The organism is Streptomyces sp. NBC_01390, from assembly GCF_045040105.1.
GTDB lineage: Bacteria > Actinomycetota > Actinomycetes > Streptomycetales > Streptomycetaceae > Streptomyces.
Genome location: NZ_CP109551.1, coordinates 3,383,183 through 3,403,639 on the forward strand (window position 1 = coordinate 3,383,183; position 20,457 = coordinate 3,403,639).

The window sequence follows — 20,457 nt, forward strand, 5'->3', positions numbered from 1 at the left end:
TGAATTCGCGCACAAGCGACTACCCGCCAGTAATAGCCGATTCCGTGCGGTCCTGACCGTCCTCGCAGTTGAGGGCACACGTCAGGGCCGCATCGGCGTTTTCGCCTTCCGTATCAAGGCTTCATCGGCGTTTGACCGGCAAGTCACGCCCTGGTAACACCAATGAGTGACCCTGGTCTTACACGATGTGCACCCTTACCCAGAGCCGACCCGAAGGGGGACCTCCATCATGCAGGCCGCGCCCGTTAGCGCCACGCCCATCCCGTCCTTCACCGACGCGCTGCGCGCAGTCGAGTCGTTGCTCATGGGCAACGGCCAGCGCATCGCACGCCAGAACGCCTGGACCTCCGTCCTGGAGGACCGTCGCCGCGCCAAGGACCGGGTCGAGGCGCAGCGCGTCCTCGAACAGTCCGTGGCCGCCCACCTCTGACCCCGCTTCCCGGTTCCCCGACGACACCGCCGTCGTCGGCGCTTCCGAGGCCACGTAGACTTCACGGCATGGCGAGGAAGGAACCCGCGGCGGACGCCGCGAACCCCGGGCGACTCAAGCAGATCGCTCTGACGTACAAAATGACCCGCAAGGCCGACAAGAAGATCGGTCTTGTACTCGCGGCTGTCGGAATCAGCACCCTCGGTGTCTTCCTCGCGATCGGCTTCCTGATCGGTCACCCGATCTATCTCGGCATTCTCGGCCTCCTGCTCGCCTTCCTCGCGACGGCGATCGTGTTCGGGCGCCGGGCCGAGCGGGCCGCCTTCGGGCAGATGGAGGGCCAGCCGGGTGCCGCTGCGGCCGTGCTGGACAACATCGGCCGAGGCTGGACAACGACTCCGGCGGTGGCGATGAACCGCAGCCAGGACGTGGTGCACCGCGCGGTCGGCAAGGCCGGCATCGTCCTGGTCGCCGAGGGCAACCCGAACCGGGTGAAGAGCCTGCTGGCCGCCGAGAAGCGGAAGATGTCCCGCATCGTCGCGGACGTTCCGGTGCACGACCTGCTGGTCGGCACGGGTGAGGGCCAGATCGAGCTGAAGAAGCTCCGCACGACCATGCTGAAGCTGCCGCGCGTTCTCGCCGGCCCCCAGGTGACCGCCACCAACGACCGACTGCGGGCGATGGGCGACCTGATGAGCAACATGCCTCTGCCGAAGGGCCCGATGCCCAAGGGGATGCGCATGCCACGCGGCGGCAAGACCCGCTGACGCGGGCGGGCGACACCGCGCACCACGCCCGTACGACGACTCGTACGACGATGGGGGCGCCCGGATTCACTCCGGGCGCCCCCATCGTCGTACGTCGTGACGGGAGGGACTACGTGATGCGGAGGTCAGATCCGTACTTCCACCGTGCGGGCCAGGCGGTCGTGCAGCCCTCGGCCGTCGCGGTCCCAGACCATGGCCGGAACGGCGACGCACAGCAGGGCCGTGCGGAGCAGCGCGCGCAGGGGGTTCACCCGGCCGGTGTCCAGGGCGACCACGCGCAGGCCGAAGAGGCGCTTGCCCGGTGTGAAGCCGACAGTACCGACCGTCACCGCGCCCATGACGAAGAAGATCAGCAGGGCCCAGTTTCCGGTCGCCTGGTTGTAGCCGTCGGTGAGCAGGCCGTATGCGATCAGGAGGCACATGCCCCAGTCGACGGCCAGGGCGCCGAGGCGGCGGCCCGGGCGGGCGATCGAGCCCGGTCCCTCCTCCGGCAGACCGAGCTGTTCGCCCCGGTATCCGAAGTCGACACCGGCTTCCTCCGCGGCTGCGCGCGGTCCGGAGAGCCACGAGCCGATTGCGTCCCTGTTGTCCACCCGACCACCGTACTGCTCCCGAATTTCGATACCCACAGGCGGGTCGCCCGGCCGACGTCCGGTTAACTTGGTCGAAACAAATGGGTCATGCCTGAGAAATCACCTGTCCCTAAGGTCGGATCCAACGTGTGCCACCGCACTGGCCGCACGAACGAACTACCACCCCGGCACGGACGGCCGGGAGTAGGAGGAGCTGGATGTTCCAGAATGCCGACGACGCCAAGAAGTACATCGCGGACGAGGACGTCAAGTTCGTCGACGTCCGCTTCTGCGACCTGCCGGGTGTGATGCAGCACTTCACACTGCCGGCGTCGGCCTTCGACCCGGACGAGGAACTGGCTTTCGACGGCTCCTCGATCCGAGGCTTCCAGGCCATCCACGAGTCCGACATGGCGCTCCGCGCCGACCTGTCCACGGCGCGGGTCGACCCGTTCCGCCGTGACAAGACGGTCAACATCAACTTCTTCATCCACGACCCGATCACGGGCGAGCAGTACTCCCGTGACCCGCGCAACGTGGCCAAGAAGGCCGAGGCCTACCTCGCGTCGACCGGCATCGCGGACACCGCGTACTTCGGTCCCGAGGCCGAGTTCTACGTCTTCGACAGCGTGCGCTTCGCCACCGGCGCGAACGAGTCCTTCTACCACATCGACTCCGAGGCCGGCGCCTGGAACACCGGTGCGGTCGAGAACAACCGTGGTTACAAGGTCCGCTACAAGGGCGGTTACTTCCCGACCCCGCCGGTCGACCACTTCGCCGACCTGCGTGCCGAGATCTCCCTGGAGCTGGCCAACTCCGGCCTTGAGGTCGAGCGCCAGCACCACGAGGTGGGCACCGCCGGCCAGGCCGAGATCAACTACAAGTTCAACACGCTGCTCGCCGCGGCCGACGACCTCCAGCTCTTCAAGTACATCGTGAAGAACGTGGCGTGGCGCAACGGCAAGACCGCGACCTTCATGCCGAAGCCGATCTTCGGTGACAACGGCTCCGGCATGCACGTCCACCAGTCGCTGTGGACCGGCGGCCAGCCGCTCTTCTACGACGAGGCCGGTTACGCGGGCCTGTCGGACACCGCCCGCTACTACATCGGCGGCATCCTCAAGCACGCCCCGTCGCTGCTCGCCTTCACCAACCCGACGGTGAACTCGTACCACCGCCTGGTCCCGGGCTTCGAGGCGCCGATCAACATGGTGTACTCGCAGCGCAACCGTTCCGCGGCCATGCGTATCCCGATCACGGGCTCCAACCCGAAGGCCAAGCGCGTCGAGTTCCGTGCGCCCGACTCCTCCGGCAACCCGTACCTCGCCTTCTCCGCCCTGCTGCTGGCGGGCCTGGACGGCATCAAGAACAAGATCGAGCCGGCCGAGCCGATCGACAAGGACCTGTACGAGCTGGCTCCCGAGGAGCACGCGAGCGTGGCGCAGGTCCCGACCTCCCTCCCGGCGGTCCTCGACTCCCTCGAGCGCGACCACGAGTTCCTCCTCCAGGGCAACGTGTTCACGCCGGACCTGATCGAGACGTGGATCGACTTCAAGCGCACGAACGAGATCGCGCCGCTGCAGCTGCGTCCGCACCCGCACGAGTTCGAGCTGTACTTCGACGTGTGAGTCGGCCGGCGCCGTCAGGCGCCCGGTAACGGTGTACGTCAGCGCCCTCGTCCCGGTTTCGCCGGTTCGGGGGCGCTGTCGTGTCCGGGGCCGGTAAGTCCCAGGGGCCGACGGGGCGTTGTCAGAGGGGCGAACTATTCTGAACAACCTCGCACGGGCATGGATCGCACAGGACACGAAAGGCAACGGGGATGACGGGGACGTCCGAACACGACGACAGCGAGCGGGAGTTCGACTACCGATGGGCGCGCGACGCCCCGCACAAGGAGCCTTCCGCCCGGGCCCGCATGTTGGCGGCCCGCTGGAAGGAGAACCCCCCGGAGCCGGTGCCGTTCCGGGGTGAGCCCGAGGGTTCGGGGCCGCGCAGATCGTCGTGGATCTCGACGGCGATAGTCCTCGGCTGCGTCGCCGGGATCATTCTTCTGCTGGGGTACGCACAGTTCCGGGCGCCGTACTAGTCCGGGCGCGTCGGCAGGCGGAGGCGGGACGGTCGGCGTGCCCGAGGGGCTCCCGGAAGCGATACTGGTGACTAGTCGCACGAGGACGCTCCGCTCCGGTGCTGACGCATCGGGTCGGCCGTCCCAGGAGCGAAGGGACCCACGATGTGCCGATGGATCGCCTACTCGGGTACCCCCATTCTTCTCAGCCAGGTTCTGTTCAAGCCCGCGCACTCTCTGATCGACCAGAGCCTGCACTCCCGTATGGGGGTGGAGACGACCAATGGCGACGGCTTCGGCCTCGGCTGGTACAACGAGTACGCAGGGGACGCAGCCTCCACCCCGGCTGTCCTGCGGGACGTGGGCCCGGCGTGGAACAACCGCAATCTGCGGGAGGTCGCCCACCACGTTCGCTCGGGCCTCTTCTTCGCCCATATCAGGGCGACGACCGGGACAGCCGTGCAGCAGTCCAACTGTCATCCCTTCCGCAACGGCCGATGGATGTGGATGCACAACGGGATGATCAACGGATTCCACCTCCTCCGGCGTGACCTCGCTCTGGCCGTCGATCCGGCCCTGTATCCCGACATCGAGGGTTCCACCGACTCCGAGCTCATGTTCTTCCTCGCCCTCACCTTCGGCCTGCGGGAGGATCCTCCCGGTGCCGTGGCGCGCATGGCGGGCCTGGTCGAGAGGAAGGGGCACGAGCACGGCATCAAGAACCCCCTTCAGATGACCGTCGCGGTCGCCGACGGCGAACGGGTATGGGCCTTCCGCTACTCCAGCGAAGGCCACTCACGGTCGTTGTTCTTCAGCACCAGGGTGGACACCCTGCGCGCACTCCACCCGGATGCCGAGTTCCTCCGTGAGGTCTCCGACGACACCCGCCTCGTCGTGTCAGAGCCGCTGGGCGACCTCCCCGGCGCCTGGAACGCGGTACCCGAGGGCAGTTACGGCGTCATCCAGCCGGGCCACGACATGATCGGCGCGTTCCAGCCCGACTTCCAGGGCGCCTCGGCCAGGGGCTGACCAGCGCACCCTGCCGCCGTGAGCGTTGCCCAGGGCGGGGTACTGACGGACCGGGTACTGACGGACCGGGAGGTGAGAGCGGTGCCGGAGAGCGATGAGAACGCCCGCGGACCGGCCCTTCCCGTCGTTGCGACCGTTCCGTGCGCCGATCCTCTGGGAGACCCGTTTCTGCGCGCCCGGTTCGCCCTTCCCGCCAAGCCCACCACGTTCCTGCGGCGGCAGCGGCTCGTCGACCACCTCGACCAGGCTCTCGGGACCCGGTTGACGCTGCTCAACGGCTCCGCCGGGGCAGGCAAGACCCTGTTGGCCGCCGACTGGGCCGCCGGACTGCGGTCGCCGGTCGCCTGGCTCACCGTCGAAAAGGGGGACTGTCGTCCCGGGGTGTTCTGGGCGTACGTCCTCGAGACCCTGAAGGCCTGCGGTGCGCCGGTGTCCGACGCGGTCGGGGCCCCCGCGGACGCTTCCGGGGTGGACCGCAGACTGCTGGCGGCGCTCGCCGCCGAACTGAACGACCGGGACCGGCCCGTGGTCCTCGTACTCGACGAGTTCGAGCGTGCGACCGCGCCGGAGATCTCGGAGCAGCTGGCGTTCGTCCTGCACCACGCCGGGCGCGGCCTGCGCCTCGTCCTCGTCACCCGCACCGAACCAATGCTCCCGTTGCACCGATACCGGGCGGCCGGCGATCTGACGGAGATCCGCGCCGCCGAACTGGCCTTCACCCCCGAGGAGGCCGTCGCACTGCTGCAGCTGCACGGTCTGCGCCTTCCGGTCCACGCCGTGCGGGTCCTGGTGGACCGCACCCGGGGCTGGGCCGCCGGCCTGCGCCTGTCCGCCCTGGCCGCCCGGGAGAGCGCCACCCCCGAGCTGTACCTGAAGGAGTTCGAGGCGGACCACAGTACGGTCGCGGACTACCTGCTGGCGGAGGTCCTCAAGGTCCAGACGCCGGAGACACAGGACCTCCTGCTGCGCGTCAGCGTCCTGGAGCGCTTCTGTCCCGATCTGGCCGACGCGCTGACGCTGCGGGCCGATGCCGAGGCCATTCTCACCGGGCTGCACCACGAGAACGCGTTCGTCGAGCCTCTCGGGCACTCGTGGTACCAGCTCCATCCGCTGTTCGGGGAAATACTCCGGGCCCATCTGCGTGTACGCCTGCCCGGTGTGGAGCCGGAACTCCACCGGAGGGCCGCACGGTGGCTGCGTCGTTCCGGGTTCCTGCCGGAGACGCTCGCCCACAGCGCCACGGTGGGCGACTGGGATTTCGCCGCCGGTTCCCTCATCGACGACCTCGCGATCGGCCAGCTCTTCACCGGCCTGCGCTCGGACGACCTGGACCGGCTGTTCTCCCGGATGGGGTCCGAGCCCCAGAGCCCCGCGACGGACCTGGTGCGCGCCGCCCACGATCTGTCCCGGTACGACCTCGACCGTGGCCAGGCACACCTGCACCACGCCGAGGAGCGACTGGCGGACGACGCTCCCGGCCTGGCGGCCGCCCAGCTGAGCTGCGCGCTGCTCGAAGCACTGGCCGCACGGCTGACCGGATGCCCCCCACGAGTCGAGAAGGCCGCCGAGGCTGCCGGTGAACTGCGGCAGGAAGTCCCGGCGCACCTGCTGGACAAGCATCCCGAACTCACCGCTCTCCTGCTGACCCATCTGGGCTCGGCACGCCTGTGGGCCGGGCACTTCGAGGACGCGCGCGCTGTCCTGACCACCGTGGCCGGCACTCCTCCCGGAGCCGCCACCCTGCTGCCCCGGGAGGAGTCGATGGGGCACCTGGCCCTGCTCGACTACCTGAACGGCTGGCTCGGCCGGGCGGAACGCAAGGCGCTGGCGGCTGTGTCGGAGGCGGAGCGGGGCGGCCAGGACCAGCAGCCCGGCTCCGGCATCGGACGGCTGGTCCTGGCCGCCGTGGCTGTCGACCGCCATGAGCTGGGCCGGGCCCGGGCCCTCCTCGACGAAACGGCCCAGCTCCCGGCGGGAACGCGTGATCCGGTTCTTGCGGCGGGGCGAGCCCTCACAACGGCTCACCTCCTGTTGGCCAAAGGCAAGCCGGGAGCCGCAGTCGAGGCGGCGGACCCGGCTGTCTCCACCGCCGTGGCCTCGCCCTGGGCGACAAGCCGTGAACTGCTCGTCGCCTCCGCCGCCCACCTGGCCGAAGGACGGCCCGACGAAGCCGTCGAAGTACTCCAGGGAGTCGCCGTCGACCAGCCGATGTGTGCCGTGGAGGCGGCTGCGATCCAGCTCGCCGCAGGACATCGCGAGGCGGCCGTCGACCTGCTCGACAGCATCCGCACCGAGGGCCGGACCGGGCCGGGGCCGGGGGTGACCGTGCGGGCAACGCTGGTCAGGGCTCAGGGCGCGGAGCGGGCAGGAGACACCGCCACCGCCCGCAAGCTCGTGGCACAGGCGCTTCTCGACGCCCGGCGCGAGCGGCTGCGGCGTCCGTTCCTCGATGCCGGAGCGTTGATCCGGCCTCTTCTGGCCACGGCTCCGTTGCACGAGCTGGCCGCGGGCTGGCTCACGCCCGGCTCGCCGCGGGACGACACGTCCCGGCCGGAGTCGTCGCCCCCGCCGCTCGTGGCGGCGGAGCTGAGCGGACGCGAGCAGGACGTGCTGGAGCGGCTTGCCCGGATGATGTCGACCGAGGAGATCGCCGCAGACCTCTACGTGTCGGTGAACACGGTGAAGACCCACCTCAAGAGCGTCTACCGGAAGCTCGCGGTGAACCGGCGGAGCGAAGCGGTGCGGCGCGCGCGGGAAGTCCGGCTGCTCTGAACGCACGTCGGTTCCTGTTGTTCCCCGCGGTTCCCCCGTGATTCCCCCGTGGCGGGTGAGGCACGGGACGCGTCCTTCGGCTGCGATGGGAGGCGGGGCGTGCGCCGGGCCGCCGGCCCGGTCGTCCCAACCGGCATACCGGCCGACTTGGCGAGGTGGACACGGTGAAGCACTGGCGAGCTCTGATCGTCCTGGGCGCAGCCCAGTTCCTGATGGTCCTGGACACCTCGGTCATGAACGTCTCCATCAGCCAGCTGGTCGAGGACTTCGACACCGAGGTCACCGCCATCCAGGCTGTCATCACGCTGTACGCGCTGGTCATGGCCGCTTTCATGATCATCGGCGGTAGGTTCGGGGACATTCTGGGGCGTCGCCGCATGTTCCTCACAGGGATGGTCGTGTACGGCGTGGGGTCGGCCCTGACCGCCGCGGCGCCCACCCTGTGGGTCCTCACTCTGGGCTGGTCCGTCATCGAGGGGCTCGGAGCCTCCATGGTGCTGCCGGCCATGGCCGCCCTCATCGCGGAGTCGTACCGAGGGCGCGACCGGGCCGTCGCCTACTCGGTCATCGGCGGGCTCGCCGGCGCCGGGATCGCGGTCGGCCCCCTGTTGGGCGGCTGGGTGACGACGTACCTGACCTGGCGGCTGGTCTTCGCCGGCGAGGTCGTGGTCGTCGCGGCTGTCCTGCTGTGCCGCCGGGTCATCGCGACGCCCGCGTCGACCGGCCCACGCCCCCGGCTGGACGGGGTCGGCGCGGTCCTCTCCGCGGCCGGACTGGCGCTGGGCGTGCTCGGGGTCCTGCAGAGCAGCACCTGGGGGTGGGTGCAGCCCCGCAATCCTCCTTTCACCGTCTTCGGCTTCGCCCCGACCCTGTTCGTCGTCGGCGCCGGGGTGGCCGTCCTGGCCCTCTTCCGCCGGTGGGAGCGCCGGCGGGACGAAGAGGGCGCCGATCCTCTCGTCCACCTGTCCCTGCTGGGCAGGCCTGTGCTGCGGTCCGGCCTGTTGACGCTGCTGAGCCAGAACCTCATCCTGCTGGGGCTGTTCTTCGCCATCCCGCTGTATCTGCAGGTGGTTCAGGGGTTCGACGCCTTCGAGACGGGCCTGCGCCTGCTCCCGGTGTCCGCCACCATGCTCATCACCTCCATGGCCGCGTCCTCGCTGGGGCGGACGATGGGACCGCGCCGGGTGGTCCGGCTGGCCCTGCTGACCCTGGCGGCGTCCATCGTGTGGCTGCTGGCCACCATCGACCCGGTCATCGACGACGCCCAGTTCGCCGGAGCGATGGCCCTGCTGGGCGTGGGCGTCGGTCTGCTCGCCTCGCAGCTGGGCAACGTCGTCCAGTCCAGTGTCGGTGAGGAGGAACGCAGTGAGGCCGGAGGGCTTCAGTTCACGGCACAGAATCTGGGCTCGGCGCTGGGCACCGCTCTCATCGGGTCGATCCTCATCGGTGCGCTGGCGCACGCCTTCACCTCGCAGGTGGCGGACAACCCGAGCCTGTCGGAGGAGACCCGGCAGCAGGTCGGTGTCGCTCTCGAGGCCGGGATCACGTTCGTCCCCACCGATCAGGTGCGCTCCGCGGCCGAGCACGCAGGGTTGCCGCCGTCCGAGGTCGATGCCGTCGCGGACTCCTACTCCGCTGCCCAACTGAACGGTCTGAAGGCGGCGATCCTGGCCACCGGCGGCATCGCTCTCGCGAGTTTCCTGGTCACACCGCACCTCCCGACCGCCCAAAAGACCCGTCCGCGACGCCCGGAGCCGACGCTCCAGCCGAGGTGACCGCGTCGACGTACCGAGTCCGGAGGGAGTCACCGGTGTCCAGAACCACGACCCCGCCCACGACCGGCCCGGCCACGGCCCGCAGAGCGCGCCGGGCCGAGCACCGAGCCCGAGCGGACTACACGGGCGGTGTCTACGGATCCATGCTCGCGGCCTCCGTCCTGATCGGCGCCGGCTCCCTGGGCTCGTTCCCCCGCGCCGAACTCGTGCTGCTTCTGCTGCTCACCGGGGTGGTGTTCTGGATCGCGCACGTGCACGCCCAGTTGTTCGGGGCGCGCCTGGCGCAACGGGCGCCGGACCGCCGGGTCGTGCTGCTCGTGTGCCGCGACGAGTGGCCGATCGTCAAGGCAGCGGTCCCGCCGGCCGCAGCGGTGGCGGTCAGCCCGCTCCTGGGCCTGGATGTGCGAGGTGCCGTCTGGCTGGCTCTCTCGGTCGCCGTGGCCGGCCAGGTGGGCTGGTCCGTGGCCGCGGCCCGCCGCGCGGGTGCCTCTTGGCGGCTGGTGGCCGTCGCCGCGTCGGTCAACCTGGGGCTCGGCCTGCTGATCATCTCGTTCAAGATCTTCCTGAAGCACTGATCCGTGGAGTCCGCCGTCCGGCGTCGGGTCACCTCTCCCGGGTGAGGCCCGAAGCGCCGGGACAGGCGGACGATCGCAGGTAAGGCGCCGTCCGCCTGTCCCAGCAAGCCCGTAGGAGGACAGCTCGTGCGCTACGAGATCCGAGTCGAGGGACACTTGTCGGAAACGATGGCCCAAGCCTTTCCGGAGCTGGGCCACGTCGTGATGTCCGGCCAGACCGTCCTGTTCGGCCCCGTTGTGGACGAGGCACACCTGTACGGGCTGCTGGCACGCTGCCAGTCACTGGGACTGCGTGTCCTGGAGATGCGCCAACTGCCGGAGTGACGCTCTGGAGGCCGGCGGACGTGATGCGGCTCAGTGCGGCTCCGCCTCGATCCGGCCGACGTGCCAGGCGGTCGCTGCCGCCCAGCGGTCGGCGAGGGTGACGGGATCGCCCGAGCGGGCGCGGGCCGGTGCCAGGGACGCTCCGCACAACCGGACGAAGAGGCAACCGGATGAAGAGGCAGGGCACGTCCGGCTCCATGGTCTCCGGTCGTGCGATGCCCTTCCAGTCCCACAGCCGGCGCACGTGGCGGTCCCGGCCCTGCCCGTCCCCCACGGCGTGCCGACGCCCACCGGTTGTCCGGCGGTGTCCACCAGGCGGTAGTGGCGCAACGGATGCCGACGTTCGAACGGCAGGGTCCGGCCGGCTGACGTTCCATCACTTCGACTCTGTCGGGCGCGATGCGCACCGGCGTGCGTCGCGGCGGTCGCCGCTCGCTCGGCCGGTGTGGGGGGACGCGGTGAGACCGTCGGGCACGGTCATCGTCCGCCCTCTTGGTCCGGTGTCCCGGCGTCCGTGCCGGAAGGCGACTGCGCCGGCCCACGGCGCTGCCTGCGCAGCCCGGCCTGGACCGCGCTCGCCAGTACCCGTGCGGCGACGCCCACGAGCAGTAGCCCTCCCACCATCTGAGCCATCGTCAGCACCCGCCCGGCCTGGGAGCGTGCCGTGATGTCCCCGTAGCCGACGGTGCTGAACGTCGTCACAGTGAAGTACAGGGCATCCGTCCTGGTCAGCGGCTCGCTGAAGGAGCCCGGGGTGGAGCGGTCCAGCAGGTAGTAGGCGCCGGCGAAGAGAACCAGGAACAACGCCAGCGTGGCGGCCAGGGCCTCGACGGCCTTGAGGCGCGGGTGGGGTGAGCGCGTGATGGCCCACACCTCGACCCCGAACACCAGCAGCACCCCCACCAGGCCGCCCACGAGCAGCGCCGACGAGGCTGCCGTGCCGTGCTCGTCCAGGGGCAGCAGGTAGTAGGCGGCGACGAGGCCCGCAGCGATGAGTACGGCGCGGGTCAGGGCGCCGACCGCCGCCCACCGGCGGGCACGGGAAGACCGCCGACGGGCGTCGAGAGACCGCCGGCGTGCGTCCGGTTCGGGCCGGGGGTGGCCCGGCCGAGGGGTGCTCGGATCGCTCATCTCGTGTCTCTTCCCTTCCTTCCTTCCTTCCTCCTCGTTCCGTACGGCCGAAGGGCCGAAGGGGCTGGCGTTCCGGTGATTCCACCTCACCTCCGCGCCGGCGCCGAAGGATCACCCGTGGTGGGTGACCCCGGCACCGGGTGACAGGCGTGACTCTGGAGCGGTCAGCGACCACTCGTCGATCACGCGAGGAGGAGCCATGACCGTGCCGCGTGGTTCGGCATCGCACACCGGACAGGAACACGAGCCCGCCGGTGCGGGCCCCGGCCCCGGACCCATGACCGACTCCGCGGATGCACTCGCGCGGCTCGGCCGTTCCTGGGTCTGGCTCCTGGGCCCGGCCCTCGCGACGCTGGTGCTGGGCATCCTGGTACTGGTCTGGCCGGAGGAGACCCTGCACGTCCTGGCGGTCCTCATCGGCCTGTACCTGCTGTTGACCGGGGCGTTCCGGTTCGTAGCCGTCTTCGGCCGCGAGGAACACGGTGAACGGCTCGCGGGACTGCTCCTGGCCGTGCTGTACGTCCTGGCCGGAGTGCTGTGCCTGCGAAACCCGCTGCAGACCATCGCCGCGCTGTCGCTGATCACCGGCGCCGTCTGGCTCATGTCCGGCGTCCTCACCCTCTACTCGGCCCTCGCCACCGAGGACCTGCCGCACCGCGGCGTCGTCGTGGGCGCCGCGGTGCTCGCCATCGTCGCGGGGATCGTGGTCCTCGCCCTGCCGACGGAGTCCGCCCGCGCCCTGACCCGGCTGCTCGGCCTGTGGCTCGTCCTGCTCGGCCTGGCCGAGACGGCGGTCGCCCTCGCGTGGCGGGCGGCACTGCGAAAGACGCACACCACGGGGTCGTACCCACCCGCCGGGACGGCCTGACCTCCCGCCCGCCGCTTGGGCGGGCGCGACACGGCGGACGCGTCCGGATCTCCCGCCACCTCCGTCATCCCGAGCGGCGATCGCCACGGCCGGGGAGGCGCACCCACGGATAGGAGCACCCATGAACCCGGCCTCGACCCCTGATTCGCCGGACTTCGGCAAGGACACGAGCCCGCAGCACGTCATCACCGCCGAGGAGCGAGCGGAGTACGACCGGATGCGCCGGCACGCGGCGATACGCCACCGGAAACTACGCCGGGTCGGCTCGTCGATTCTCCTTCTGCTGGCCCTGCTGCTCGCGCCGGTGGCCGTCGTCGCGGCCTGGGTCCAGGACACGGTCTCCGACACGGGCAGGTACGTGAAGACCGTCGCGCCGCTGGCATCGGACCCAGCCGTGCAGGAGGTCGTGATCAACCGGCTCACGGCCCGCGTTGTACAGAACGTGGACGTCAAGGCGGTGACGGACGCGCTCGCCAAGACGCTCAAGGACGGCGGGGCCAAACCCCGCGTCGTGGCGGGGGCCGAGGCCCTGGAGGGTCCGCTGCGGAACGCGGTCAAGTCGGTCGTGAACCGCACCGTCACCCGTGTGATCACCAGCGACGCCTTCCAGCAGGTGTGGGAGGGCGCCAACCGGCGCGCGCACGGCGCTGTGGTCGGAATGCTCACCGGTGACGGCGAAGGTGCCGTGAGCGCCAAGGGCGGTGCCGTCGAACTGAACCTGGGAGATGTCGTCGACCAGGTGCGGGAGCGGCTTGTCGACGCGGGCTTCGACAAGGCGTCGGCCATCCCGGACATCGACCGGACGGTCACGCTGTTCAAGACCGAGAAACTGGGCAAGGCCCAGGACGCGATGCGGCTGCTGGACATCCTCGGTACCTGGCTGCCCGTACTGACCGTCGTGCTCGCCGCCCTCGCGGTGTGGACCGCTCCGGCACGCCGGGTGATGCTGATGATCACCGCGACGGGGGTCGGCGTGATGATGGTGGTGCTGCTCGTCGCGCTGGCCGTGCTGCGACGGGTCTATCTGGACTCCGTCCCGTCCACGGTGCTGCCCACCGACGCGGCCGCGGCGATCTACGACACGTTCGTCCGGTTCCTTCGCGACAGCACGCGCACCCTGCTGATCGTCGCGGTGATCATCGTACTGATCGCGTACCTGTACGGTCCCGGCCGTCCCGCTCGCGCCGTCCGCGCCACGGCCGACCGGGGCACGACGGCCACCGGCCAGGCGCTGTATCGCGCCGGGGTTCCCACCGGATCCACCGGACGCTGGCTCACCGGTCACCGGGACTGGACCACCGCCGGCGTCATCGCGGCCGGTGCGCTGACGCTGGTGCTCTGGAACCACCCCACGGTCGGAGCGGTGGCGCTCGTTCTCTGCATCGCGGTGGCCGTCCTGCTCTGCCTGGCGATCGTCGCGGCCGCCGCCGGACCGGCCGACGAGCCGGCGGGCCGGACCGGCCCGTGAGTCATGGTCGGGAAACCCGGCCCCGGACGCACGTCCCTCAGGCGTACGGCGTCAGGCAGGCACACGAAGTCCCTGAGATGCGCGGCCGGGCAGGCCGTGGCGAGCGTGCGGTCGGGAGCCACCGCCCGGCTGCTGTCCCGTCTGACGGCCCTCAACCTCGTGGAGGGCGCCGTACGGCTGGCCGCGCAGGCGTTCCTCACCGCGCTCCCGCTGCTGATGACCGTCGCGGCGTTCGCCCCCGGCTGGATGCAGGACCTGCTGGCCGACTCCGTTCGTGCGGTCCTGGGAATGCGCGGCGACACGCTCGACGAGATGCGTCAGGTCTTCTCCGCGACCGGCACGACGCGGGACACCGCAGGAGCCGTGGGCCTGGTGGTGACGCTTGTGTCGGCCACGGCATTCAGCCGGGCGCTGCAGGCGGTGTGCGAGCGGTGCTGGCATCTGCCGCGCGCACCGGTGCGGGCCGCGCTCTGGCGCTGGCTGCTCTGGCCGGTCGTCTGGCTGGCCTTCCTGCTGTTCCAGGCACCGCTGCGCGACGGGTTCGGCGCGGGCGCGGTGACCGGGCTGGTGCTGTCCATGCTCTCGGCGACGCTGCTGTGGTGGTGGTCGCAGCATCTGCTGCTGGGCGGTCGGATCGGCTGGGTGAGCCTGCTGCCGGGAGCGCTGCTGGCAGGCACCGGTACGGTCCTGCTGAGCGGGGCCGCCCGCGTACTGGTGCCCGCGGCGATGGAGCGCAGCCTGGCCGAGTTCGGCCCACTGGGCCCCGTCTTCACGTTCCTTTCCTGGCTGATCGCCGTCTTCCTGACGGCCGTCTCGGGCCTGGCCCTCGGCGAGTACGTCGCCTCCACCACCTGGTATCGGACGGCCGCGGCGCGCGCACTCACCCGCGTTGGGTGAGGCCGCCCGGTGAAGACCGTGGGCACGCTCATAGGGCACAGAACTGCTGCCGGGCGGACGCCCGGGACGGAGGTCGGAGATGACCGCGCAAACCTACCTGGCGTACGACTATCCGCTGTTGGGCGCCTTCTGGACCATGCTCGTGTTCTTCCTGTGGATCATGTGGTTCGTCCTGCTCTTCCGGATCATCGGGGACATCTTCCGGGACGGGCAACTGAACGGCTGGGCTAAGGCCGGCTGGCTGGCGTTCTGCATCCTCCTGCCCTTCCTGGGCGTGTTCGTCTATGTGATCGCCCGCGGGAAGAGCATGGGCCGCCGGGAGATCAAGCAGGCGCGTGCGCAGCAGGACGAGTTCAAGGCCTACATCAAGGAAACCGCGTCCGCCGGCCCGCCCAGCAGCGTCGACGAGCTCGCCCGGCTTTCGGAGATCCGCGACCGCGGTGACATCACGAACGAGGAGTTCCGCAGGGCCAAGGAACTGGTCCTGACCGGCCACGGTTCGGCGCAGCAGACGGGCTCCGCCACCGGAACCTCCCACCGCTGAGCATCCGCACCACACGAATCGAGGCGCAAGATGACCGCGACACACACCCGGCCGGAATACACGGCGAAGCAGGAATGGGCGACCGGCCTGACGGCCTTCGCGGCCGTGATGCTCTCCCTCGTCGGCCTGCTCGACATCTTCCGGGGCATCATGGCCATCGCCGAGGACGACATCTTCGTCACGACGCGCAACTACGCGTTCGCGTTCGACCTGACCAGTTGGGGCTGGATCCACCTCGTTCTGGGCGTGATCGCCGTGGTCGTCAGCTTCGGGCTGCTCACGACCGCGACATGGGCGCGCGTCGTCGGCGTGGGCATCGCCGGACTCGTCATCATCGCCAACTTCCTCTCCCTGCCGTACTACCCGGTGTGGTCGGTCGTGATGATCGCGCTCTCGGGCTTCATCATCTGGGCCCTGTGCGTGGTCCCGCACACCAGGCTCTTCGACCTCTCCGAGGAGGGCACACCCCGCCGCGACTGAGACAGCCCGGACAGGGAGAACCACGGCGCCCGGGCTCGTGAGGAGAAGGGCCGGCAGATGCGACGACAGGGCGGGCACGAGAGAACCTCGGGGGAGGCAGGCGTCGCAGCCGTACGCGAGAACAGTCCCGGACGGGCTCGCCTCGCCGTGCTCGCCCTCCTGGGAAGCATTCTGGTGCCGCTGGTCGCCGCCGGTCTGCGGAGCGTGCTGTGGGTGCTGGTCGGCATCGCGGGAGTGGCGGTCGCCGCCGTCGGGGTGTGGTGGACCCTGGCCCACACCGGTGCGCTCCGTGCCCTCGGGGTGGCTGTCGCGCTGCTCGCGCCGGTGGCCGTCCTCGTCCTGTACGCGACGTCCGGCATTCTGTGGGCGGCGTGTGTGTCCCTGGCTCTGTGGGCGCTGGCCGTCGCGACGGCACGCAGCGCCCTGGCTCCGGGGCCCGTCACCTCCGAACAGACGGTCGCCGAGGCGCCGAGGCATCCCTGGGTTCTGATGAACCCGCGCTCCGGTGGCGGCAAGGTGGACCGATTCGACCTGGTGGGAAAGGCACGGGCGGCCGGCTGCCGGGTGGTGCTGCTCGACGCGGGCCGGGATGTCTCCGAGTTGGCCCGGCAGGCCGTCGTCGAGGGGGCCGATCTGCTGGCGGTGGCGGGCGGCGACGGCACCCAGGCGCTGGTGGCCGAGGTGGCCGCGGCCCACGACCTGCCTTTCGTGGTGATTCCCGCCGGTACCCGCAACCACTTCGCCCTCGATCTCGGCCTCGACCGCGAGGATCCGGCGAAGGCCCTGGAAGCCCTGACCGACGGCGTGGAACTCCGCATCGACCTCGGCTATGCCGCGGACCGGGTCTTCGTCAACAACGCCTCGTTCGGCACGTACGCGTCCGTCGTCACCGACCCCGCGTACCGCGATGCCAAAGCCCGCACGACCCTGCGAACCCTCCCCGGCTTCCTCACCGGCAAGGGCGCGCCCAGGATGTGGATGCGGGCCGACCGGAGGCGCGTCGACGGACTTCAGGCGCTGCTCGTCAGCAACAATCCCTACGGACGTGCCGTCGACGCCGCGCGTCCGGGACGTAGGGAGCGGCTGGACTCGGGGCTCCTGGGCGTGGTGTGCGTGCGGGTGGGCAACACCGCTCAGGCGGCGCGTCTGGTGCGCGGTCCGCGCTCCGGGGGATTCGTCCGGCTGAGCGCCGGGGAGGTCGTCGTCGAAGCGGACACGGACACCCTCCCGGTCGGCATCGACGGGGAACACGTCGTTGTGCCGTCACCCGTGGTGTGTCGCAGCGCGCCCGGGGCACTGCGGGTCCGTGTGCCGCACCGTCGCCCCCACACGTCGCGGGTCAGCGGCGGGGCGGCCGACTGGCCGCGCGTGGCACGGTTGGCGCTGGGCGAGGCCGGGCGGACGATGTCGTCCGGTAAGTAGGCTGCCCGTGCCTGCCGCGTCGGCCGGTAGGTAGGAACCGCTGGTGGGGCGCGGACAGAAGTGACCGGCCGGTGGCCTCGCGCGCACGGAAGGTCGCGCGGCAGCCACCGGCCGGTGCGGGTGGGGCTGTTACACCATGCCGTTACACCATGGAGTCGTTGCCCCGGTGTCCGGTGCCGCCCTGCTGCTCGCTCTGCTCCATGAGCCGGCGGGCCTTCTCCTTCAGCCGAGAACGCTCGTCCGGGTCGGTGGCACGCTCCGCGGCCTGTTCCATCTCCTGCGCCTTCTGCCTCATCTGCTGGGCACGACCGCGGGACTCGCCTGCAACGCTCATGATCACTCCTTGGGTGATGTGGGGAGAGCGGGCCACATCAGCGAAACAGCACAGGCGCTCCCGCGCATCTCGAACGATCACCCTCTGTTGTCTCCGCAACGCAAAGCGGCCGCCTACGGCGAGCGGGGGGGAGAGCAGGTCTCCCCCTCCTCACCGCGGACGGGCTGCTTCGGAGCGCCGCCTCAGTCTTCCCGCCGCACGACGCACAGGGCCCAGATGACGAAGGCGTACAGCGCGATCAGGGTGAGCGACCAGACGGGGTAGTACGGGATCGACAGGAAGTTGGCGATGATCAGCAGCCCCGCGATGCCGACCGCGACGACCCGGGCCCACGTGGCGCGCGAGAAGAGGCCGGCACTGACCGTCATGGCGATCACTCCCAGGACCAGCTGGATCCAGCCCCAGCTGGTCAGGTCGAACTTGAAGACGTAGTTGGGGGTGTTCACGTAGACGTCGTCGTCGGCGATCGCCATGATGCCGCGGAACAGGTCGAGGATGCCGGCGATGAACAGCATGACGCCGGCGAACGTCACCAGGCCGCCGGCACCTGCCGGTGACCTGGCCGTGGTGCGGTGGTGGGTGGTCGTGGCCATAACGGATTCCTCACTTCCTGAGGGAGATGCAACGCCGGGCTTGTGTCTCCGAGCGTGCCGGGTCCCTCGGCCGAGGTGATCACCCGTGGCGGGTGAAGTCGGCGAGGCGGATCACCGATGGCCTGGGATGTGCGCGGGCCCGGACCAGGATCACCCGCTGCGGGCGATGCCCCTTCCGGTGGGCAGGGCTGGAGTGGAGTCCAGGAACCGTGTCACCACACCCGCTGCAGAAGGAGCCGGACCATGGCCGACGATATGACCGGAACAGCCGGCGTCAGCGCCCTCGCCGAGGCGGACGCCCCCGTGTTCGAAACACTTGTCCAGATGACGCTCGACACGTTCGAGCGGTCGGGGCTGGACCCCGAGACCTATCTGCTGGCGCGCATCGCGGCGCTGGTGGCCATGGACGCCTCCCCCGCCTCGTACCTGCTCAACGTCGGCGCCGCGGAAGGTCTCGGCGTGCCCCTGGAGAAGGTTCAGGGCGTCCTCGTGGCAGTCGCCCCGGTGGTCGGCAGCGCCCGCGTGGTGTCCGCCGCCCGAAGCATCGGGGAAGCCTTCGATCTGATCCTGCATGACGAGGGCGGGGAACCCGGTTCGGCCATGTGAAACCGGCGTGGAACCGGCGACCGCCGGCGTGGAACCGGCGACCGCCGCCGGCGACCGCCGTGGGGAAGGGCGTGGCCTCCGATCGGAGGCCACGCCCTTCCCCACGGCGTATCCCGTCAGGCCGCCTCGGCGGCCACCTGCCCGTTGCGGACGGCGTCGACGAGTGACTGGTGGTCCCGCTCGTTCTGGTCGGCGTAGGTCTCGGCGAACGTCACGAGTGCCCGGTCGAACGAGTCGCCGCCGCCCAGATAGGAGGCGATGGCGATCCGGTCGCCGGACCTCGCGTGGGCGCGGGCCAGGGTCGCGCCGCAGAGCGCGCCGAAGGTGCGCATGCCCCTCGGCACCATGTCCTCGGCCACCACGACCCCCTTCCAGTCCCGCAACTGCCGTACGTAGAAGTCCCGTCGCCGGCCGTCGAGCCCCTCGACCCGCTCCCAGCCCAGGAGGATGTCGCTGGTGGCCTGCATCAGCCGCTGCCCGGAGACGACCCTCTCGCCCTGGTTCCGGTACATGCTGCCCCCGACGTGGGGTGCCAGCACCGACTCGTCGGCCTCCTTGGCCTGCAGGAACAGCGGGTCCTCGTCGTCCTTGCCCAGCAGGAGCACGATCCAGCAGCGGGTTCCCACGCTGCCCACGCCGACCACCTTGCGCGCCATGTCGGCAACCCTGTGCTGTTCCAGAAGGAAGCGCCGGTCCGACGTCATGCTCATGCCGTAGCGCTCGATGAGCCGGCGGATCAGCTGCTCCAGCTTGGCGCTCCGGCCCTCGGTCATCAGGTCCTGGAGGGGGGTGATCAGCGGTGGGTCGGGGGTGATCCGCCGCGTGCCGTCCACGACGTGGGTCAGTTTGTCGAAGACCTGCTGGGTGTCGTGCGAACGCGCCTTGTCCACCATCCGCGCCCAGCGTTCGCGGCCCCGCGCGGACAGATCCGCCCCGAACCGCTCACGTACCCAGTCCACGTCGAACTGGGCGTACCAGACGGCCATGTTGCCGAGTTCGGCGAAGGCGCGCATGTTCTCGCGATAGGACCGCACGGCAGTTCGTACGATCGCGGCCCGCTCCTTGGTGCTGAAGCCGTTCAGTCGGCCAGCGATCACAAAACTGGCGGCCAGGCGCTTGACGTCCCATTCCCAGGGACCCGGCAGCGTCTCGTCGAAGTCGTTGATGTCGAACATGAGGCGGCGCTCCGGCGAGGCCAGCAGCCGGAAGTTCAGCATGTGCGCGTCGCCGCACAGTTGTGTCGTGATTCCCGTCCTCGGCGTGTCCGCGAGGTCGGAGGCCATGATGGCGGCCGCTCCCCGGTAGAAGCGGAACGGCGACTCGATCATCCTTCCGTAGCGGATGGGTACGAGTTCGGGCACCCGGGTCGCCGACTGCTTCTCGATGATCTCCAAGGGGTCCGGCCGCTTCGGTCCGGGGTCGAACTCGGCGTGGCTGCTCCGGGGTACGGCCTTCCGCGCGGCCTTGCCGAGCGCGGCCCGCTCCCGCGGGGTGCGGTCCCGTATCGCGTATCCGTCCAGGTGGTGTGGGGTCATGGTGCCGCTCCAAGGGGGTGGTCGCCGCCGCTCGGGGTCTCGACGACGGCTCTCGGCGGGGATTGACCGCTCCGATGCCCTGCGGTCCTGCCGCCACCGGTCCACAGCCGGGGCCCACGGCCGCGGTTGCCCGGAGCTTGCTCCGATTCGATCCGCCGAGCCAATGAGAAAACAGCCTAAAATAGAGCATATCCCCGTTCGATATCCCTAGCGGCCCGGGGCAGGCGGTGCTCGCTGCGGAGCCTGCGTCCGTGCGCCGTCGGCCGGGAT

21 protein-coding genes and 1 pseudogene are annotated in these 20,457 nt (G+C 70.2%); 16 read left to right on the forward strand and 6 right to left on the reverse strand.

What is annotated here, in order from left to right; all coding sequences use genetic code 11:
• Nucleotides 1-229: 229 nt before the first annotated feature.
• Together OG241_RS15110 and OG241_RS15115 are read left to right on the forward strand one after the other, a co-directional pair.
• A complete protein-coding gene (locus OG241_RS15110; protein ID WP_319096406.1) occupies nucleotides 230-430 on the forward strand; it encodes a hypothetical protein in 201 nt (66 codons plus the stop codon).
• 68 nt (nucleotides 431-498) lie between these two features.
• Nucleotides 499-1,197 (forward strand): DUF4191 domain-containing protein, encoded by a 699-nt coding sequence (locus OG241_RS15115; RefSeq protein WP_319294595.1) that lies wholly within the window; start codon nucleotides 499-501, stop codon nucleotides 1,195-1,197.
• A 125-nt stretch (nucleotides 1,198-1,322) separates the two neighbouring features.
• On the opposite strand, the gene OG241_RS15120 is transcribed toward OG241_RS15115, so the two are convergent.
• Nucleotides 1,323-1,790: an RDD family protein gene (locus tag OG241_RS15120; protein WP_319096404.1), complete on the reverse strand. Its 468-nt coding sequence runs from the start codon at nucleotides 1,788-1,790 to the stop codon at nucleotides 1,323-1,325.
• Between the two features lie 197 nt (nucleotides 1,791-1,987).
• Here OG241_RS15120 and glnA point away from each other — a divergent pair, with 197 nt between their 5' ends.
• From glnA to OG241_RS15155, 7 genes are all read left to right on the forward strand, one after another.
• The gene (gene glnA, locus OG241_RS15125) at nucleotides 1,988-3,397 is read left to right on the forward strand and encodes a type I glutamate--ammonia ligase (RefSeq protein WP_405815864.1); all 1,410 of its coding nucleotides are present in this window, start codon (nucleotides 1,988-1,990) and stop codon (nucleotides 3,395-3,397) included.
• 191 nt (nucleotides 3,398-3,588) lie between these two features.
• A complete protein-coding gene (locus tag OG241_RS15130) occupies nucleotides 3,589-3,855 on the forward strand; it encodes a hypothetical protein (RefSeq protein WP_405815866.1) in 267 nt (88 codons plus the stop codon).
• A gap of 144 nt (nucleotides 3,856-3,999) precedes the next feature.
• On the forward strand, nucleotides 4,000-4,863 hold the full coding sequence (locus OG241_RS15135; protein WP_405815868.1) for a class II glutamine amidotransferase: 864 nt from the start codon (nucleotides 4,000-4,002) through the stop codon (nucleotides 4,861-4,863).
• Nucleotides 4,864-4,944: 81 nt separating this feature from the next.
• The gene (locus tag OG241_RS15140; RefSeq protein ID WP_405826230.1) at nucleotides 4,945-7,635 is read left to right on the forward strand and encodes a LuxR C-terminal-related transcriptional regulator; all 2,691 of its coding nucleotides are present in this window, start codon (nucleotides 4,945-4,947) and stop codon (nucleotides 7,633-7,635) included.
• A 164-nt stretch (nucleotides 7,636-7,799) separates the two neighbouring features.
• Complete coding sequence (locus OG241_RS15145) at nucleotides 7,800-9,410, forward strand: MFS transporter (protein WP_405815870.1); 1,611 nt, start codon at nucleotides 7,800-7,802, stop codon at nucleotides 9,408-9,410.
• 35 nt (nucleotides 9,411-9,445) lie between these two features.
• A complete protein-coding gene (locus tag OG241_RS15150) occupies nucleotides 9,446-9,985 on the forward strand; it encodes a hypothetical protein (RefSeq protein WP_405815871.1) in 540 nt (179 codons plus the stop codon).
• A gap of 126 nt (nucleotides 9,986-10,111) precedes the next feature.
• Nucleotides 10,112-10,309, forward strand: a complete 198-nt coding sequence (locus tag OG241_RS15155) for a hypothetical protein (RefSeq protein ID WP_405815872.1) — start codon at nucleotides 10,112-10,114, stop codon at nucleotides 10,307-10,309.
• 58 nt (nucleotides 10,310-10,367) lie between these two features.
• Here OG241_RS15155 and OG241_RS15160 read toward each other — a convergent pair.
• Nucleotides 10,368-10,598: pseudogene (locus tag OG241_RS15160) on the reverse strand (DUF2252 family protein); the annotation flags it as partial.
• A 188-nt stretch (nucleotides 10,599-10,786) separates the two neighbouring features.
• Entirely contained in the window at nucleotides 10,787-11,440 is a 654-nt protein-coding gene (locus OG241_RS15165) for a potassium channel family protein (protein ID WP_405815874.1), read from the reverse strand.
• Nucleotides 11,441-11,639: 199 nt separating this feature from the next.
• Here OG241_RS15165 and OG241_RS15170 point away from each other — a divergent pair, with 199 nt between their 5' ends.
• The 6 genes from OG241_RS15170 to OG241_RS15195 all read left to right on the forward strand — a co-directional run bounded on the left by OG241_RS15170 (nucleotide 11,640) and on the right by OG241_RS15195 (nucleotide 17,119).
• Nucleotides 11,640-12,308, forward strand: coding sequence for an HdeD family acid-resistance protein (locus OG241_RS15170; protein ID WP_405815875.1), 669 nt, complete (start codon nucleotides 11,640-11,642; stop codon nucleotides 12,306-12,308).
• 121 nt (nucleotides 12,309-12,429) lie between these two features.
• Nucleotides 12,430-13,776: a hypothetical protein gene (locus OG241_RS15175; protein WP_405815876.1), complete on the forward strand. Its 1,347-nt coding sequence runs from the start codon at nucleotides 12,430-12,432 to the stop codon at nucleotides 13,774-13,776.
• Nucleotides 13,777-13,881: 105 nt separating this feature from the next.
• Nucleotides 13,882-14,673, forward strand: a complete 792-nt coding sequence (locus tag OG241_RS15180; protein WP_405815877.1) for a ribonuclease BN — start codon at nucleotides 13,882-13,884, stop codon at nucleotides 14,671-14,673.
• A gap of 79 nt (nucleotides 14,674-14,752) precedes the next feature.
• Nucleotides 14,753-15,217, forward strand: coding sequence for an SHOCT domain-containing protein (locus OG241_RS15185; RefSeq protein WP_405815878.1), 465 nt, complete (start codon nucleotides 14,753-14,755; stop codon nucleotides 15,215-15,217).
• A 30-nt stretch (nucleotides 15,218-15,247) separates the two neighbouring features.
• On the forward strand, nucleotides 15,248-15,697 hold the full coding sequence (locus OG241_RS15190; RefSeq protein ID WP_405815880.1) for a hypothetical protein: 450 nt from the start codon (nucleotides 15,248-15,250) through the stop codon (nucleotides 15,695-15,697).
• Nucleotides 15,698-15,754: 57 nt separating this feature from the next.
• Nucleotides 15,755-17,119, forward strand: a complete 1,365-nt coding sequence (locus tag OG241_RS15195) for a diacylglycerol/lipid kinase family protein (RefSeq protein WP_405815881.1) — start codon at nucleotides 15,755-15,757, stop codon at nucleotides 17,117-17,119.
• Nucleotides 17,120-17,261: 142 nt separating this feature from the next.
• Here OG241_RS15195 and OG241_RS15200 read toward each other — a convergent pair whose 3' ends face one another.
• Nucleotides 17,262-17,453, reverse strand: coding sequence for a DUF6381 family protein (locus OG241_RS15200; protein ID WP_405815882.1), 192 nt, complete (start codon nucleotides 17,451-17,453; stop codon nucleotides 17,262-17,264).
• A 182-nt stretch (nucleotides 17,454-17,635) separates the two neighbouring features.
• Complete coding sequence (locus tag OG241_RS15205; RefSeq protein ID WP_405815883.1) at nucleotides 17,636-18,046, reverse strand: hypothetical protein; 411 nt, start codon at nucleotides 18,044-18,046, stop codon at nucleotides 17,636-17,638.
• Nucleotides 18,047-18,289: 243 nt separating this feature from the next.
• Between OG241_RS15205 and OG241_RS15210 the strand changes: the two genes are divergently transcribed.
• Nucleotides 18,290-18,652 carry a carboxymuconolactone decarboxylase family protein gene (locus OG241_RS15210; protein WP_405815884.1) on the forward strand — a complete coding sequence of 121 codons (363 nt, stop codon included), beginning with the start codon at nucleotides 18,290-18,292 and terminating at the stop codon, nucleotides 18,650-18,652.
• 116 nt (nucleotides 18,653-18,768) lie between these two features.
• Here OG241_RS15210 and OG241_RS15215 read toward each other — a convergent pair whose 3' ends face one another.
• Nucleotides 18,769-20,187, reverse strand: coding sequence for a DUF2252 domain-containing protein (locus OG241_RS15215; RefSeq protein WP_405815885.1), 1,419 nt, complete (start codon nucleotides 20,185-20,187; stop codon nucleotides 18,769-18,771).
• Nucleotides 20,188-20,457: the final 270 nt, after the last annotated feature.